Genomic DNA, 17,481 nt, shown 5'->3' with positions numbered 1-17,481 from the left:
CCTTAGTTCAGATCAGGCCGACTTGAACCGAGCCATCAGCTCGGCGCGGTTCGGATCGGTCAGAGTGACTGCGGCCCCGAATTCCAGTGGGCTCAAAAGCTCCTGAGCCGGGAAGATGATCGGATCATTCTTCAACTCTTCGGGCAGTTGATCATATGTTCGGGAATCTGCCGTCGGATAGCCGTGCGCCAGCACTTCTTTGACGTTAACATTCGGATCCAGCATGAAGTTGATCAACGCATAGGCCGCTGCCTTGCGCTCGGAGCTTTTGGGGATCGCCCAGTAATCGCTCCAGATTTCGCCGCCCTCTTTGCCAAGCACATAGGCGATCTCGGGTATGTCGGTGTTCAGCTGCTTGCCGTCGCCGGACCAGCAGATGGTCAACCAGGCATCCCCATTACGCATACCCGGCTGATAGTCCGACGTAATGGCAAACAGATGTGGCTTCACGTCAATCAGCAGTTTCTCGGCATCGGCCAGCTCTTTCTCGTCAACCGAATTGAACGAATAGCCAAAGGCGTTCAGGGCGCTGCCAATCGTGGTCAGCTGATAGTCGTGCACGATGGTACGACCCGAGAACTTGCCCATGGTGATATCAAAGAACTCTCGCCATGATGAAATCGCATTTCCACCATTGTGCTTAGTGTTGACGGCCATGCCGGTCGATCCCCAGTTCTTGGGAACACCATAGAGCTTACCGTTGACTGAACCTGCCTCGGCGTAGCGCGCATCAAAGGCCGACGCATCATAGTTCGGCAACATCGACGTATCCAACGGTTCGATCAGATCCTCTTTGACGTAATCTTCAAACGTGTAGTTGGTGGGCACATAGACATCCCAACCGGTGGCACCGGCCTGCAACTTGGCTAGCATTTCTTCGTTCGAGCCAAAGACGTTGACCTGCACATGTGCGCCGGTCGCCTCAGTAAAGGCGTCAAAGTTGGCCAGATCATGATAGTTCGGCCATGTAGCCAGAACCACGCGATCACCAATATCGCCAGCATATGCAGGTTGTGGGCGCAAACCGGGCACCGAGGCCCCCATCACAGCCGCTGCCGCACCAAGGCCGGTTACATTCAGGAAATGGCGCCGCGTGATTGAGCCTTTCCGGTAGCTTTCCAGCTTCTCCATGAACTCCTTCTTGGAGATATGGTCGATGGTCTTTGTCATTTTCTTTACTCCCTTTTGCATGGTTGTTGTGGACGTCGTTAATTTCGGTCGAGAATGAGCGCCGCCGATGTCTCCCACGAGACCAGGGCTTTGTCGCGGACGGCAAAAGCACCTTCGCTAAGGTCCGCCTGACGCGGAGCGAGTACGAGGAAGTCACCAAGGGTTTCGTGCGTCACCAGGTATTCAGTGTGTTCGCCAAGAAAAATTCGGTTGTGGACTTCGACCTCAAGACCTTTGCCCTGACGGCGCAGTTTCATTTGTTCAGGGCGCACGCTAACGCACACCTCCTGCCCGTCGACAAGACCATCACCGGGCATGCCCTGTATCCGCATTCCATTGTCCAGAAGCACCTCAGACAAGCCGTCCGTCGAACGCTGAAGTTTGCCATTAAAGAAGTTGGACGTGCCTACAAAATCAGCGACATAGCGAGAATTTGGGCGATCATACAACTCTTGCGGGCTACCGATCTGCACAATTCTGCCGTCCCGCATGATGCAAATGCGATCGCTCATCGATAGTGCCTCTTCCTGGTCGTGTGTCACCAGTACAAAGGTGATACCCAACTGGCGTTGCAGATCCTGCAGTTCGATCTGCATCTCCTTACGCAACTTGCGATCAAGCGCGGCCATGGGTTCGTCCAGCAACAGGAGTTTGGGCTCATTGATGATAGCGCGGGCCAGGGCCACGCGCTGTTGCTGGCCGCCTGACATCTCCCAGATCTTGCGATCCTCAAAGCCTGCCAGTTGCACCACATCAAGGGCTTTGCTCACCCGTTCCGAAATCTCTGCCTTTGGTATGCGCGGGCGGATCTGGCGTAACCCGTACCCGATATTTTGCGCCACGGTCATATGTGGGAACAATGCATATTGCTGAAACACCATGTTCACCGGACGGTGGTGCGCTTCGAGCGTGTTCACCACCTTTCCATCCAGCAACACATCCCCTTCGGTGGGGGTTTCGAAACCTGCCAGCATCCTCAAAGCTGTTGTCTTGCCGCATCCGGACGGGCCTAGAAAGGAAAGGAACTCGCCCTCGGCAATCGAAAGGTTCAAATCACTGGCGGCCAACACTTCGCCAAAGCGCTTTGTCACTCCACGCAGTTCTGCGATCGGTTTTTTGCCAGCTGGCTCAACCTCGCCAACATATCCCCCGTTTTCCATTTATTTCTATCTTTTTCCGATTTGTTGACTACTATCTATATTGGAAAAACTGTAAGAAAAACTTGTTTCAGTGTATATACCATGTTTTTAGTATATCAATCTGAATAGCAGGGCGCGGAGGAGGATCATGAAAGCTTTGTACGAAGCAACCGGCACGCTCATTGACGCTATCGGCTCAGAGAGCTTTGCACAAACCTTGTCTGATACGCTGAGGCAGATCACCCCGTTCGATTACACTGTTGTATTTGGATATTTTGGCCAAGCCCGCCCTTTGGATTTGTATGACGATTTCCCAAAAAATAAGCGCAAGGTCTTTGTTGAGGACTATCAGGAAGGCCCATACTTGCTTGACCCATTTTATCTTGTTTGCGAGACCGATTTCGTTCCCGGACTGCATCGAATTCGCGATCTGGCACCGGACAGGTTTTTTCAGGGCGAATACTATCGCAGCTATTATGCCCGAACCGGGCTTGCGGAAGAAATGGGCTTTGTGATCCGGCTTCCTGAATCCGCCAGTGTGGTTGTTTCCGTGATGCGTGAGCAAAAGGCTTTTTCAGCCAAGGATTTCCGACAACTCAATGAGTTTTGGCCCATTGTGCAGGCGACATGCAAAAGACACTGGGACGATCTTGCCAACCGGTTTGGATCTGTTGAAGGCGAGGTAGCAGATGATGATCTTTATCAAAGCGTGGCCCTTGCTTTTACCAATTTCGGACAGGGTGCCCTGACACCAAGAGAACGCCAGGTCGTCGAATACACGCTCAAAGGTCATTCCGCAGACGCTGTGGGGCGCATCCTCGAAATTTCCCCCGGCACTGTGCGTATCCACCGAAGGAATGTTTATTCAAAACTGCAGATCCGATCTCAAGGTGAGTTGTTTTCGAAGTTCATAGATGAATTGGTTTCGGGCGGACACTCATCGTTGTCGTCCAAATCACTGAACGCTAACTGAAGCCGATCGCCTTGGAGCGTACTTGCTCCAACTTCTTTTCACGAACGGTGAAGGCGAGGCAGAGCCCCTGCAAAACATAAAAACGTCTGAGTGTTCTGTGGGGTGTGAAGAAAGCATGCTCCATATTCGAACGGGACGCCTCCTGAGGCCTCATTCATCCATCTCGAGTGACCGCTTTTCTATTTTGGCTTGCATTTCATGCGCCTGCAGCGAATGACATGGTGTGATCGCGGTGGTCGCTCTCCTTGGGCAAACGAGGCCTGATATTATCAGCCTCACCAATCAAAAGCCGTGAGGAGAACGACCATGAGCCATTATGTTGGTCTCGACGTTTCATTGAAAGAGGTCTCGGTTTGCGTTGTGGATGCGGAAGGCACGGTCTTGCATCGCGCGTCTATTCCGACCGAACCAGATACCATTGCGGAATACATTTCGCGGAGAGCCCCCGATGTGGAGCGCGTCGTGCATGAAAGCGGGATAATGGCCACTTGGCTGACGCGTGAACTTGCGCGCCGAGCTGTGCCGATCACCTGTATCGACGCGCGCATGGCGCATAAGGCTCTGTCGGCGCGCCTCAACAAGTCAGACAAGGCAGACGCGGAAGGGTTGGCACAGTTGGCGCGGACCGGCTGGTTCACCGAGGTCCACATTCGCAGTGAAGCGTCGGACCGCGTGCGAGCACTGGTTGCAGCGCGGGAGAGATTGATCCGCATGCGCAAGGATCTTGAAGCTCATATCCGGGGCGTCCTGAAGACTTTCGGCATCCGCATGGGGCCTGTCCTGCGCGCGCACTATCGACAAGGGTTCCGCGACCAGCTGGCCGAGGCTGGTTCTTGTGATCCAATGTTGGAGCTGCTGGCGCAAACGATGATCCCGATCCACAAAAAGCTTTGCGCCTCGGCGGAAATGCTGGGTGATGAATTGATACATGTCGCCAAACAGAACCCACTGGCGCGGCGCCTCATGACCGTGCCGGGTGTGGGGCCGCTGGTTGCGTTGAATTTCATTGCGACAATAGATGATGCAAGCCGGTTCCGCCGGTCGCGCGATGTCGGCGCGTTCCTGGGGCTGACACCAAGACGATATCAATCCGGTGAGATCGACAGAACAGGCCGCATCTCCAAGTGCGGGGATGCCGAGATGCGTCGATTGCTTGTTTCCGCCGCCACGTCCTTGATGACACAGGTCAGGCGGTTCTCAGCCCTCAAATCCTGGGCAATCCGGCTCAGTACGCGAAAAGGCTTCAAGAAGGCCGCTGTGGCCACCGCGCGCAAAATCGCGGTGATCCTCCACGCGATCTGGCGCGACGGGACAGATTTCAATTGGACAAAGGAGCCTGCAAGCTGACAACCAGAAAGCCCGCCCGAGGATAGGGTGGGTTTGGCGTCCTCCGGGACGGAGGCAGATCGATCTCGCGTAAAGCGGTCGAGGTGGCGCAACCAGCATCAACCTCGTGAATGACATTCCAGACGATCAGCCCCGGACGCCATCATGAAGCAGCATCACCTGACTTCGGAGAGAACCAAGACCCCGGCGGACAACAAATCCAACGCCCTTGACAATACCGCGATCAGAGAACCGCTTCCCGCCCTTCGTGACGGATGCCGCACCTTTCATGAATGAGCAGATTGGGCTCGAAGCAGACATGCGGCAGTGCAGCGGTCGAAGGTTGAGCCTGTTCCCGTAAGCAGACTTTAGGAAAAACGAGATGACCCGGCGATTTCATCGGCTTGGCCAATCGTGCTGACATTCGTCTTCCACAAGCCACCCTTCGCACAAACCGGGCTGATCGACGGCTCAGAGCCCAAGAATACCGGATGCTGCACCTCGCACCAATGGCTTGGAATCGCGGAAAGCCGACATTGGCTCCAATCAAGGCGGCACATTACCGGGCATTCATTTGTGATGCCCAAAAAATTTCTGATTTCAACGAACCGGTCGTTCGTTCATGAATCTCAGAGCTTCGCAAGAGGTAGCCTGAAAACAGAAGGATACACACGCGCTGCGTCAGGAAAAGTGTTCTTCCAGATGTCATTTATGATAACGGGCGAACTTGGAAAAGATGGCGCGAGACATTTGCTACTATACCTGAATCCTATGCGGTTTCGGCGCAGCAGACGTGTCGCAGAACCTGCGCGACGTTGCTCATGAAGGTGTCATCATACCCGGCGTCGTTTTCGAGAACGCTCAGGAACGCGCATGACGTGCCAGTGACCGTGTCCACCATCAGGAACTGGCCACCGTAACCGGCATGCGCAACCACCCGTCCGTCGGTCATGATATGGTTGGAGTAGCGCAGCCATTCTTTTGGCGGTGTCAGAGATGGTGCTGAGCGGGTCAGGCTTTGGCGGAGGAAATTTGCATTGGCACATGCGTTTCCAGACAGATCAAGACCGCCGCGCGCAAGAAATAGGCCAAACCGTGCGAGATCCCGAGCACTCAGGCAACCCCCACCGGAAAAGGCAGGGAAACCATCTTTGCTCAGGCTGATGTGAAAGGCGCCCTCGTAACCAACGGCATCTGCAATCCGTTCAATTTGTGCTGTAAGTGGGACGGGGCAAACCTGCGCTGCGATCAATGTCAGCACATCTGTGTTGGCCGACTTGTACTCCGCTACTGTTCGCGCCTCTGTCTCTCTGAACCCCCTAATTCTGGAAGCAAAGTCCTTGAGCGAGATTTCCTCCTGATCCTCGGTGGGTAGGCGCCAGCCCAGGGCAATCTCTTCATCATAGCAATCCGCATGCGGGTCATCATAGTCTTCGGTAAAATCATTGCTGACTGCCATATCCAGGAGAGCCTGAACGTTAACCTCGCGGTAGCCAGATCCAATATCGGGCAAATACTGTGCAACCTTTGCGTCAGGCGAGACGAACCCTTGGCCGATCAACTGTCCCATAATCAGGTGAATGTGCAGTTTTGTAATGGATTGGATCGAATGCGGTCGGTCTGTCCCAAAATCTGGTGCGGCCTGTTCCATGATCACCTGCCCGTCCCGTAGGCAGCAAAACGCAGAGAAGGCGGGATGTGCCAGAAGGTCCGCCAACGCGGGCACGGTTGCTGTCAGGTCCTGGTGGGCCTCTTCGAGCATCAACACATTTCGCGAACGCACCATCAGGGTGCGTCGGAACAGGCGGTGCGCGTTGTGAAATCCATGGCGGCGGTGGGCAGGCTGATTCCAACGCTGCTTGTTGTCTGGCCCCACGGTCAGATCGGGGTTGGGGGCTACCTTCAACCTGCTCATGTGCAATTCTCGTGGATCAACGCGTCGACGGCGACAACGTGGTCAGCATAGACAAACATCGGATTGATCTCAATTTCGCTGACCTTTTCGCGGGCCTGCAGGAAAGCATCACAAAGGTCGTTCAGCACGGTGACCACCTTGTTTATATCGGCGCGTGGACGGCCTCGAAAGCCTTCCAACAGGTGAAAAATCTTGAGCGATTTCAGAGCACTGGCGATATCGTCCTGCGTGGAGGGCAGAAGGACCGTTGTGGCATCCCCAACCAGTTCGGTCAAAACTCCGCCACTGCCCAGCACCAGTGCTGCGCCAAACTGCGGGTCATTGCGCAAGGTGACAATCATCTCTGCAACAGGCGTGGGCGACATGGCCTCAATCAGGTAGCTATCGCTCACGGCCTGCTTATCATAGGCAGTGACAGCCGTGTTCATTTGATCAAGTGCTTGCTTTAACGCGGCGCCATCGGCAATGCCCAGAGCAACCGCGCCTGCCTCACTCTTGTGGGCCAGCCGGGTAGACATCATCTTGAGCGCGACCGGATAGCCGATCTTTTTTGCGGCCACCTCGGCTTTTTGGGCCGTCGTTGTCCGGCCCGAAGGGACCGTGAAACCGCGCTCTGCAAGCCAGGCCTTGCCCGCGTCCTCAGTCAGCATGCCGAGTGAGCCAGGCGGGGTTCCGGCAATCAGTGGCTCCGGCCTTGTCGCCAGAATGCGATTACGTCGCGCGGCCCAAATGCTGGCGCTTTGCATGGCGTTGAGCGTTTCGTGAATGCCCTGCATCGGCGCGACTCCGATCGAGATCAGATAACGGCGGGTGACCTTGTCCAGATTCTCCGGCAGGGTCGCACAAATCGCTGCCGGGATTCCGCGATCGCAGGCAGCCTGTGCAAAGGCGCTGGCATCGTTTTGGTAATAGATCTTGGAGGCATCTAGCCCTTCTGCAGGATAGTCCTGCACCAGAACTGCCGCTTCGGCCCCTACGGCGTCCATCGCTTTGACGAAGACCGGATAGGTCAATTCGGCCTGCCCCCAGATCGGTGTGGTGTAATCCAGCGGGTTTGACACTGTTGCGATGTCTGGCAGCAGATCCACCAGGGTCGCATGCTCCGTTGCGCGGACAGCCGAGAACGTGAGCCCGATCTTTTCCGCGTGATCGGCCAGCATCGTCGCGCCGCCCCCCGAACAGGTGAAACCCGCAACGCTTGGCCCCTTGGGCGCGCCGACCACACAAAGGTACTTCAGCGTTTCCAGAAACTGCGCGGGGCTGGTGACACTGATCACGCCCGTGCGCGCAAACAACGCCTCATAGAGCGCGTCTGACCCCGACAGCGATCCCGTGTGACTGACAGTCAGAGCTGCGCCGATTGAAGAGCTGCCTGTCTTGAGCGCAACCACAGCCACGCCTCGCTCAATGGCTTTCAGGGCGGCGCGTTCAAAGGCGGGAATATCTTGAAGGCCCTCAATATGCAGCCCGATAGCACGCACTGCCGGGTCATCAGCGAAGGCGTCAAGAAAGTCCTCTAACCCCAGAACCGCCTGATTGCCTGCCGATACCATATATGCCAGTGGCAAGGAGCGCGCAGACATGGTGATGTCAGAGGAAAACATGCCCGATTGGGTGACAATCGCTGCACCGTAACCGGGTGACCAGCCACCGTGTTCGAAAGACCAAAGTGCTGCGTTGTCGATGTAGTTGATCAAACCGTAACAATTGGGACCGATGAGGGCCATGTCACCGGTTGCCTCGATCAGCGCCTGTTCTGCCGCCGCATCGCCGGTTTCCTTGAATCCTGCAGAAAAACAGACCACGCCACCGACGCCCATCTCAGCCAATTCGCCCAATGCGGCGACAATACCACCTGCGGGAATGGCCAGATAGACAGCATCAGGCGCTTCAGGCAGATCAGCGATACAGGGCACGCAAGGCACCCCCTTCAGATCTGTTCGCCTGGGGTTCACCGCCCACATTTGCCCTGCAAACCCACGCCTGCGCGCCTCTCTTACGGCAATGGTCGCATCCCGCCCGCCGATAAAAGCGATGGAGCGCGGCTTGAGAAGCCGCTCAAAGTTGGCGCGTCTCTTTGGGGTCATGCACCCAGGGGCCGCAGGATGGAGCGTGTGATGATGTGGCGTTGAATTTCAGAGGTGCCGTCCCAGATCCGCTCAAGTCGGCTGTCGCGCCAGAAGCGTTGGATCGGCATTTCCTCCATCAGCCCCATGCCACCGTAGATCTGCACCGCATCATCGGCGATCTTGCCCAGCATTTCTGAACAAAAGACCTTGATCATCGCCGCATCCGCATCGCTCATCACGCCCTGTTCGGCACGCGCCACGGCGTCTTTGACCATTAGGTCGGCTGCGCGCAATCCAATAGCGCCATCTGCAAGCCGGAAACCGGTGGCCTGAAACGCCCCGATGGGTTTGCCAAACTGCTTTCGGGACGCGGCCCATTCGGTGGCCATCTCCAGTATGCGCTCCGCCTTGCCACAACAGGTCGCCCCCACCCAGATGCGCCCCATGCCCAGCCATTTGCCAGAGAGTTCAAGACCACGCCCTTCTTCCCCCAGCACCTGCCCCGGACCAAGGCGCACATTATCGAAGTGCAGTTCAAACGTCTTGTAGCCGCGATAGCTGACACATTTGGTGCCTTCGCGGCAGTCAAAGCCCGGTGTGCCAACGTCCACCAAAAAGGCCGTCACCCGTTTGCGCGGTCCACGTGGCGTTTCGTCAGCACCCGTCGCAGCAAAAACGATCGCAAAATCGGGCATACAGGGGCCAGAGATGAAATGCTTTGAACCATTCAGGATCCAGTCATCTCCATCCCGCCGGGCGTTGGTTTTCATACCCATTACGTCCGACCCCGCGTCCGGTTCCGTCAGGGCGAACAACTCTCGTTTTTCACCGCGCACCGCGGGGAAAAGGTAACGTTCGCGCTGATCGCCCTCGCAAGCCATGAGCAGTTCCGTGGGACGCGCAGCCCAGCTTTGCAGGGCATGGCTGGTCTTGCCGTACTCGCGTTCAATCAAGGACATAGGCCCGTAACCAAGGCCTCCGCCCCCGACCTCTTCGGGCAAGTTGCAGGCAAACAGTCCCAACTCCTGGGCCTTCGCCTCAATCTGACGGCCAATCTCTTCGGGGACATAGCCCATCTGGTCCACTTCCTCCTCGTGTGGATACATTTCTGTTTCCACAAAGCGGCGGACGGTGCTGATCAGCAGGTCGGTTTCAACACTGGCTTCCATGTTCATAAGGCGCCTCCTTTATGGGGCTTCGGACTTGTCGTTACGACGGGACATGATCGAAAAGATCACGAAGGCAATAAGCGTGATGGCGATCAACACCACAGCGGCGGCGGCTACCGTCGGATCGGTGTTTTCGCGGATGCCGTTCCACATGCGGCGCGGCAGGGTGTAGACGGTGTATTTGGAGATGAACAGCGTCACGACAATTTCATCCCAGCTGAGAATGAAGGCAAAAAGCGCTCCGGCAAAGACCCCCGGTTTGATTGAGGGCAGGATCACCAGGCGCATTGTGGTCCAGTTCGAAGCACCAAGGTTCTTGGAGGCTTGTTCCAATTTGGGATCAAAGGTCGCCAGCGAGGCGCTGACTGTGATCAGCACCATGGGGGCTGCCAAGATCGTATGCGCGAGGATCAGCCCGGCGTAGCTGTCCAACAGGCCAAGCGGGATCCACAGTCGATAGAACGCCATGGCAGAAATGATCTGCGGGATGATCAGCGGCAGCAGCAGGAAGGCGCGCATCAGCTCGGAATACTTTGAGGATACCCGCCACAGGCCAATGGCACAGAGCGTGCCAAGGAATGTTGCCAGCAGTGAGGTCGAGACTGCGATCACGCCACTTTGGAAAAAGCTCGACAGCCATTCCTCGGAAGTGAACAGCTTTTGAAAATGGCGCAGGGACAATTCGCCCTTTGGCATAGACAGAAAACGCTTTGGCGTCAGTGATACGGGAATGGCGATCAGCGCGGGCGTCACCAGAAACAGCAACAAAACCCATGCGCCCACGCGGTTGAACTTGGAGAACAGACCTGATGTCATCGTGCAGCCCCCCCAAACACGGTGCTGAGCTTCATGAAACGCGACATGATCCACAGCATCGCCAGAACGCCCGTCAGCATGATTGCCGCCAGCATCGCGGCTGTGCCCCACTTCAGGGTGACCAGCAATTGCACAGAAATGTACTCTGCCACCATGAGCACTTTGCCACCGCCTAATACGGCAGGGGTGACGTAAAACCCAAGGCTCAGGATGAAGACCAGCAGGGTCGAAGCCACCAACCCTGGCAGGGTCAGTGGCAGGTAAATGCGCCAGAAGGTCTGCGTGCTGCTGGCGCCCAGATTGCGCGAGGCATCCATCACACGCGTATCAAGCGATTGCATCGAGACCAGCAGTGGCAGTACCGCATAGGGGATCATGTAATGCACCATGCCGATCAGCACGCCCAACTCATTGCGCATAAAGGCGATGGGCTCGGCAATCAGTCCAATGTTTTCCAGCGTACCGTTCACCAACCCTTTGCGCCCCAGCAGCATCAGCCAGCTAAAAGTGCGCACAAGGATGGAAATCCAAAAGGACACAAGAAGCAACGTCAGCATATAGTTCTTCTGGCGTTGGTGGCAGTGCACCATGGCATAGGCGATGGAATAGCCCAGCGTGACACTGAACATCGTGGTGATGATGCAGATGCGCACCGTAGTCCAGACAATGCGGATCAGCGCATCGCTTTCCGCCAGTTTGGCGTAATTACTCAATCCAGGTTCCGGGTCCGTGACGCTGAGCCACAGGATGTTCAGGATCGGCCCCAGATAGAGCGCTATGACCATCAGCATCAAAGGTGCGATGATCAGCCAGCCGGGGTGGATATGTCGGGTGAAGGCTTGCATGAAATGTCCTGGGCCAAATCGATGGCCGCCCGCAGGAAGACACGGGCGGCTATCAGGCGTGTTTAGCTGATCGCCTCAAGGAAGGCGTTCACCGCATCACCGCCGTTTTTCCCCCACCAGTCGGGATCGTTATAAACGATTTTGTCGATGTTCATTGCCGAGGTGATCGCATAAGGCTGCTGATCTTCGGGGATCTGGCCGAAGGCTTCGGGGTTAGAGGGCGTCATACCAAGGCAATCAAGCAGCGCCAGCTGTGCAGGCACCTCTTGCGCTGTGGCGATGAAGTCCATTACGGCCGCACCTGCGGGGTTGCCCTTGGGCACGATATAGGCCCCCGGCATCGCCATGGCCTGATTGTTCACCAGCTTGTAGCGCCCATCGGTGTCATTTTCGATGTTACGTCCCCGGTTCTGCCAGACCATGCCGAGCGAGACTTCGCCATTCACTACCATGGAATGCGCCTCGGACCCTGAGCCCCAGTAAAGGCTGTTGTCCTTGATCGATTTGATCTTGGCGAGGGCGCGATCCATGTCCAACGGGTAAAGCGCATCGCCCGCAACGCCATCCGCCATAAGTGCTGCTTCGAGCGAGCCATTGGCCCATTTGTACAGCGAGCGCATGCCCGGGAATTTGGCGGTATCAAAGAAATCCGCCCAGTTCTGCGGGGGATTATCGCCATAGGCTTCGGTGTCATAGACAAAGGCATAGCCATAAAGGATGATCGAAACCCCATATTCCAGCGCATAGCCTGGCAGGGTCTTTTCCTTGGAAACAACAGAGTAATCAATTGGTTCCAGATGGCCTGTTGGCCCAAGGGACACGGCATTGAAAAGGTCTGCGTCCGCAACGTCGGCAGTGACATTGCCGCTGTCGACCATTTCCTTGATCTTGCCTTCCAGAGGGCCGGAGGTGTCAAATTTCAGTCCCTTGCCAGTCTTGGCGGTGAAGGCATCGCCAATGGCGGAGCCGTGGCATTCTTCAGACTGGCCACCCCAGTTCCACATCACCACGTGATCAGCAGCGGCTTCGGCATCACCTGCCATCACGGCGCTCATCGCCACGCCCGAGGCACCACAAAGCGCCAGGAACGTGCGGCGATCCATGCGGCCTTTCTTGTAGGCCTGCGCGCTGTCTTGCAGCATCTCTTTCTTGAATTGTCTATCGTGCATTTTCATCCTCCTATTGGGTTCGGGAGTTCCCGGACTTTTGCTCAATGGCACCTTTTGGCGGCACACGTTTTTGGGGCTTTAGCCCGTTTGTAATTCCACAGCAGCTTCGTCTTTCCACAACAGGTCCACGGTATCGCCTTCGTTCAAGGCTTCGCTGTTGCGCCAGACATCGATGTCCACTTCGATTTCGGTACCATCGCTGGCATCCACGATGACGCGCTGCATTGAACCAAAGTAGGTAATAGAGCGCACCACCCCACTCGTCTGTGCCTCCGCATGGCCCGCGCCTTTGCGCAGGTCGATTTTTTCGGGACGCAGGGCGTAAGTTTTGCCGTCTTGCTGAATGAAGTTGGATTTGCCCAAGAAACTGGCCGTGAACTGGTTCACTGGCCGCTCATAGAGCTCCTGAGGCGTACCAATCTGTTCAATCGCCCCGTCGCGCATGATCACGATGCGGTCCGACATGGACAGCGCTTCTTCCTGATCATGGGTGACGTAGATGAAGGTCGTGCCAACTCGGCGGTGAATATCCTTGAGTTGCTCCTGCACCTCGACCCGCAGTTTCTTGTCAAGCGCGCCAAGCGGTTCGTCCAACAGCAACACCGGTGGCGCAAAACACAGCGCACGTGCCAGCGCGACGCGCTGTTGCTGCCCGCCGGACAGCTGCCCCGGCTTGCGGTCCGCGAAATCCTGCAGCTGAACCAATTCCAGCATCTCGTCGACCCGCGCCCTAATCTCTGACGTGGGACGTTTGCGCACACTCAAGGCGTATCCGATGTTGTCTCGCACGCTCATATGGGGGAACAGCGCGTAGCCCTGAAACACCATGCCAAAATTGCGTTTTTCCGCGGGGGTTTGCGCGATGGAGGACCCATCCAGCGCAATGTCCCCTTCAGAGATATCGAGGAACCCCGCGATCATCATCAACAGCGTGGTCTTGCCCGACCCCGAGGGGCCCAGCAGAGTCAGAAACTCACCTTTCTGAATATCCAGACTGATGTTGTTGACTGCCCGGAATGTCCCGAACAGTTTCGAGACATTACGCACCTGCAAACTGCCTGTATCGGCGAGGTCAGCCATCCGCGCCTCTCAACTTCAGCTTGTTGCGCGCCTCTTGCGGGGTCAGCACACGCCCCCCCATGCGCTCAATGATCTCGCGGGCACGGGTGACAAGCTGGCCGTTGGTCGCCAGAACCCCGCGCTCCAAATAGATGTTGTCCTCCAGCCCTACGCGCACATTGCCACCCAACGCGACAGAGGCCGCTGCCATGGGCATTTGACCGCGTCCAATCCCGAAGCTGGCCCAGCTGGCCCCGGCAGGCAGTTGCGCTTTCATGGCAGCCATGGTTTCGACGGTCTGATCCGCGCCCCAGGGAATGCCCAGACAAAGCTGGAACATGGGAGGCGCATCAATCAGCCCCTCATCCACCATCGCCTTGGCGAAGCGGATATGGCCAAGGTCAAAGACTTCCAGTTCCGGCTTCACCCCCCATTCCTGCACCAATGCCGCCATACGCCGCAGAGTTGGCGGGGTAGAGATATAGATCATGTCCGTGTCAGAGAAATTCAGTGTCCCGCAATCCAGTGAACATATATCGGGCAAGCATTCCTTGATGTGAGCGAGCCGTTCCTCGGGGCCGATCATGTCCGTGCCGGGGCCCGGCATCGCTGGGTTGGCCGGGTCCGAGATCCAGTCGCCGCCCATCCCGGCGGTCACATTGATCACCACATCGGTGTCACTGTCGCGCACCCGGTCCACGATTTCCTTGAAAAGCTTCGGGTCGCGTGAGCCTTGGCCCGTCTCGGGATCACGCGCGTGAATATGCGCGGCGGAGGCCCCTGCCTTGGCCGCCTCAATCGCCGCATTAGCGATCTCTTTCGGCGTGACGGGCACATGCGGACTTTTGCCCGTGGTATCGCCCGCGCCAGTCACGGCGCAAGTCAGGACAACCTCATAGTTCATCTGGCAAACCCCCTATTTTTTTCAGCTTGACGCGGGAAAGGGTAAGAAAGATGTCGATTATCCGACAGTCTTTCGGCTATGCTGGCGAAAAATCGCACTATGCAATCTGGACTTTAGCTCATGCAAATCGACATGACCCAGCAGACGCCCCGCGCTGTGCATCATGCCATTTTTGTGGTGGTCCCACGGTTCAACATAACCACATTGATCACCATGACCGAAACGATGCGGATCGCGAATTATCTTTCGGCAGAGCCCCTGTTTTCTTGGGACATCGTGTCCTTTGACGGCACTGAAATCGTGGCCAGCAATGGCATGACAACCCGCGTTTCAGCAGAGCAGGACAACCTGCCGCCAGCGGATTACATTTTTGTTTTGGGCAGCTGGGGGACGGAGCATTACGATAACCGCGCGCTTACCGCTTGGCTGCGCAAGCGCGCGCGGGCGGGGAGCAGTATCTGCGGGGTTGAGCTTGGCTGCTATATTGTCGCGCGGGCGGGTCTGTTGGACGGAAAGCCGGCGACGATCCACTGGTCCTGGCTCAGCGGTTTTCGCGAAAGCTTTAACCGGGTGGATGTGCAGGAATGCCTGTTCACCATCGAGGGCAAGATCATGACCTGCTCGGGTGGGCTCGCGGGCGTGGATCTAATGCTTCGTTTGATCGAGCGCACCCATGGCAGTGGCTTTTCGGGCGAAATTGCCGATCAAATGTTGCATCACCCGATCCGCAACGCGGGTGCGTCACAGCGGTCCACCATGGGGCGCAGCACGGAGACCATGCTGCCGCTGGTGCGTGAGGCGATGACGCTGATCGAAGGGAACATAGAAGAACCGCTCAGCGTGCCGGAGATCGCTGATAAGCTGGATGTCTCGCAGCGACAGCTAGAGCGGAAATTCAAGAAACACGTCGGTTGCACTGTGGTGCAGTTCGGTTTGTTGCGACGGTTGCAGAATGCGCGGTTGCTGCTGATCTCCACCGATCTCAGCGTGCGCGAGATTGCCACCGCGTCAGGGTTCAACACCCTGTCCCATTTTGCCTATTCCTTTGGCAAATTCTTTGGTCGCCGCCCTTCGGAATACCGAGAGGCATGGCCTGCAAATGAACCGGCGCCGAGTTGGCCCGGTTCCCTGTCAGATTTCCTTTCAACGCTTAAGGAGATTCCGGGCCGTCCCTAATCCAACCGCGCCTCGCGCAACGCGCGCAACACTGCGACAATCTCTCGATCGCGCTGCGCGGCCATATCCTCAAAGTGGCGATCTCCGGCGATGTCATTGCAACCATCGACCATGCGGCCACGCAGCTCTCGGGTGAGTTCTGGTGCCTCCAGCCGAGTCCAGGGCAGCTTTAGCGCGGGGCCAAACTGATCCAGATTGGTCGCCATGCCGCCCGCGCCACAGGCCACGTGAAAGGCCATACACTGACCTTGGGACACCATGCGCGGCGCAGGCCCATTCATCAAGGCAATGTCGATGTCTTCCGGCGTCGCCTCGCCATTGGCAACCATGTGCAAGGCCTCGCGCCAGAGCGCTTCTTGCAGGCGCGTCGCGACGAAGCCGGGGATTTCTTTTTTCATCAACAGCGGCGCTTTGCCCGCAATTTCGTAAAACTTCCCGGCCCATACCACGGCATCCGGCGCAGTTTTGTCACCGCCCACAATCTCGACCAGCGGCAGCAGGTAGGGCGGATTGAACGGGTGTCCGATCACGCAGCGTTCAGGGGTCGCGCATTTGGCTTGGATCTCGCTCATTGTCAGACCGGAGGTTGAGGAGCCGATGACAACGTCAGGCGGCAGCACCTCTCCCATCTGTGCGTAAAGCGATTGTTTGATCTCCAACCGCTCCGGTGCACTTTCCTGCACGAACTGCGCACCCTCCAGCGCCTGTTCAAGGTCGGTGACAATGCGGAGACGGTCCAAAGACGCGCCCTCAGCCAGCCCCAGATCCGTCAGACTGCCCCAGGCGGTGTTGAGGATCGAATGGAATGCTTCAGTTTCACTGGTGTCATGCAGATAGGCCGTCACATCATAGCCACGGGCCAGAAAATGCGCCGCCCAGCCGCCGCCAATTGGGCCCGCGCCAATGCTGGTGATGCGGGTGACGCTGATAGGATCAGGATACATCATTCACCTTTGAAGTTGGGTTCGCGCTTTTCCACGAAAGCCGCCACCCCTTCGGCAGCATCATCTGATTTGAGCATCTTGCGATAGATCGGCATCGGGTCCGTGCGCATCTTGTGAAACGCCTGCTCCAGTGGCACGCATTCGATTTCGCGCTGCACCTCTTTGACGGATTGCATCGCAAGCGGTGCCGACCAGGCAATCGAAGCCGCCCATTCGCGCGTAGCATCCATCAACTGCTCTTTCGGCACCACCTTGTTGACCAGCCCATAGTGCGCTGCTTCCTGCGCGGTCATGCGGCGGCCCAGCAAGAACATCTCCATCGCAATGTTGTGCGGAATGCGGCGCGGCAATCGTTGCAGCGCGCCCGCGTCCGGCACGATGCCTAGGGGCATTTCCGGCAGCCCGAATTCCACGTGATCGGCGGCGATCAGCAGGTCGCACCCCAACGCCATCTCGAACCCGCCACCAATGGCCAACCCATTGATCGCAGCAATTACGGGCTTGTTCAGCGCCCAGTTTTCAGTGAGCCCGGTGAAGCCGCCAAAGCCGTAGTCATCGGTCTCCCACCAATTATCGAGCTGCATCTCTCCGTCATTGAGCGCCTTTAGGTCCCACCCAGCCGAGAATATCTTCTCTCCACCACCGGTCAGGATCGCGCAGCGCAGATCCTTGTCTTCGTGCAGCTCCTGAAAGGCTGCAGCCAGCGCCTGTGACGTGGGCACATCAATGGCATTCACCTTGTCGCGCTCCAGCGTGACTTCCAGAACATGACCCTCGCGGTGAACCTTAACGCCGTCTGACATCTGC

15 protein-coding genes are annotated in these 17,481 nt (G+C 57.0%); 3 read left to right on the top strand and 12 right to left on the bottom strand.

Going from position 1 to position 17,481, the window contains the following annotated elements; all coding sequences use genetic code 11:
• Positions 1–12: 12 nt before the first annotated feature.
• Both AC2FJE_RS09660 and AC2FJE_RS09655 read right to left on the bottom strand, forming a co-directional pair.
• Positions 13–1,170, bottom strand: a complete 1,158-nt coding sequence (locus AC2FJE_RS09660) for an ABC transporter substrate-binding protein (protein WP_058277121.1) — start codon at positions 1,168–1,170, stop codon at positions 13–15.
• A gap of 38 nt (positions 1,171–1,208) precedes the next feature.
• Positions 1,209–2,330: an ABC transporter ATP-binding protein gene (locus AC2FJE_RS09655; protein ID WP_058277029.1), complete on the bottom strand. Its 1,122-nt coding sequence runs from the start codon at positions 2,328–2,330 to the stop codon at positions 1,209–1,211.
• A 127-nt stretch (positions 2,331–2,457) separates the two neighbouring features.
• Here AC2FJE_RS09655 and AC2FJE_RS09650 point away from each other — a divergent pair, with 127 nt between their 5' ends.
• Together AC2FJE_RS09650 and AC2FJE_RS09645 are read left to right on the top strand one after the other, a co-directional pair.
• Positions 2,458–3,282 carry a helix-turn-helix transcriptional regulator gene (locus AC2FJE_RS09650; protein ID WP_282169971.1) on the top strand — a complete coding sequence of 275 codons (825 nt, stop codon included), beginning with the start codon at positions 2,458–2,460 and terminating at the stop codon, positions 3,280–3,282.
• A gap of 306 nt (positions 3,283–3,588) precedes the next feature.
• A complete protein-coding gene (locus AC2FJE_RS09645; RefSeq protein ID WP_282169972.1) occupies positions 3,589–4,629 on the top strand; it encodes an IS110 family RNA-guided transposase in 1,041 nt (346 codons plus the stop codon).
• A gap of 748 nt (positions 4,630–5,377) precedes the next feature.
• Here AC2FJE_RS09645 and AC2FJE_RS09640 read toward each other — a convergent pair.
• The 8 genes from AC2FJE_RS09640 to AC2FJE_RS09605 form a co-directional block, all read right to left on the bottom strand.
• The gene (locus AC2FJE_RS09640) at positions 5,378–6,523 is read right to left on the bottom strand and encodes a serine hydrolase domain-containing protein (protein WP_282119703.1); all 1,146 of its coding nucleotides are present in this window, start codon (positions 6,521–6,523) and stop codon (positions 5,378–5,380) included.
• Complete coding sequence (locus AC2FJE_RS09635) at positions 6,520–8,610, bottom strand: acetate--CoA ligase family protein (RefSeq protein WP_496760898.1); 2,091 nt, start codon at positions 8,608–8,610, stop codon at positions 6,520–6,522. Before AC2FJE_RS09635 ends, AC2FJE_RS09640 begins: the two co-directional genes overlap by 4 nt.
• A complete protein-coding gene (locus tag AC2FJE_RS09630; protein ID WP_199913573.1) occupies positions 8,607–9,767 on the bottom strand; it encodes an acyl-CoA dehydrogenase family protein in 1,161 nt (386 codons plus the stop codon). The genes AC2FJE_RS09635 and AC2FJE_RS09630 overlap by 4 nt, the downstream gene beginning before the upstream one ends.
• A gap of 12 nt (positions 9,768–9,779) precedes the next feature.
• A complete protein-coding gene (locus AC2FJE_RS09625; protein WP_108862254.1) occupies positions 9,780–10,577 on the bottom strand; it encodes an ABC transporter permease in 798 nt (265 codons plus the stop codon).
• A complete protein-coding gene (locus tag AC2FJE_RS09620; RefSeq protein WP_058272685.1) occupies positions 10,574–11,422 on the bottom strand; it encodes an ABC transporter permease in 849 nt (282 codons plus the stop codon). The genes AC2FJE_RS09625 and AC2FJE_RS09620 overlap by 4 nt, the downstream gene beginning before the upstream one ends.
• A 62-nt stretch (positions 11,423–11,484) precedes the next feature.
• Positions 11,485–12,591: an extracellular solute-binding protein gene (locus AC2FJE_RS09615; RefSeq protein ID WP_058272769.1), complete on the bottom strand. Its 1,107-nt coding sequence runs from the start codon at positions 12,589–12,591 to the stop codon at positions 11,485–11,487.
• A gap of 78 nt (positions 12,592–12,669) precedes the next feature.
• A complete protein-coding gene (locus AC2FJE_RS09610; RefSeq protein WP_282119701.1) occupies positions 12,670–13,671 on the bottom strand; it encodes an ABC transporter ATP-binding protein in 1,002 nt (333 codons plus the stop codon).
• Complete coding sequence (locus AC2FJE_RS09605) at positions 13,664–14,554, bottom strand: beta-keto acid cleavage family enzyme (RefSeq protein WP_058272684.1); 891 nt, start codon at positions 14,552–14,554, stop codon at positions 13,664–13,666. The genes AC2FJE_RS09610 and AC2FJE_RS09605 overlap by 8 nt, the downstream gene beginning before the upstream one ends.
• Positions 14,555–14,674: 120 nt before the next feature.
• Between AC2FJE_RS09605 and AC2FJE_RS09600 the strand changes: the two genes are divergently transcribed.
• Positions 14,675–15,730 (top strand): GlxA family transcriptional regulator, encoded by a 1,056-nt coding sequence (locus AC2FJE_RS09600; protein ID WP_282119700.1) that lies wholly within the window; start codon positions 14,675–14,677, stop codon positions 15,728–15,730.
• On the opposite strand, the gene AC2FJE_RS09595 is transcribed toward AC2FJE_RS09600, so the two are convergent.
• Positions 15,727–16,677: a 3-hydroxyacyl-CoA dehydrogenase NAD-binding domain-containing protein gene (locus tag AC2FJE_RS09595; protein WP_282119699.1), complete on the bottom strand. Its 951-nt coding sequence runs from the start codon at positions 16,675–16,677 to the stop codon at positions 15,727–15,729. The genes AC2FJE_RS09600 and AC2FJE_RS09595 overlap by 4 nt on opposite strands.
• On the bottom strand, positions 16,674–17,477 hold the full coding sequence (locus tag AC2FJE_RS09590) for a carnitinyl-CoA dehydratase (protein ID WP_496760897.1): 804 nt from the start codon (positions 17,475–17,477) through the stop codon (positions 16,674–16,676). The genes AC2FJE_RS09595 and AC2FJE_RS09590 overlap by 4 nt, the downstream gene beginning before the upstream one ends.
• Positions 17,478–17,481 lie beyond the last annotated feature (4 nt).

The organism is Ruegeria sp. CDSC002, from assembly GCF_059610905.1.
The sequence above is the reverse complement of the archived record's forward strand: the minus strand, read 5'-3'. Positions and strand labels throughout refer to the sequence as shown.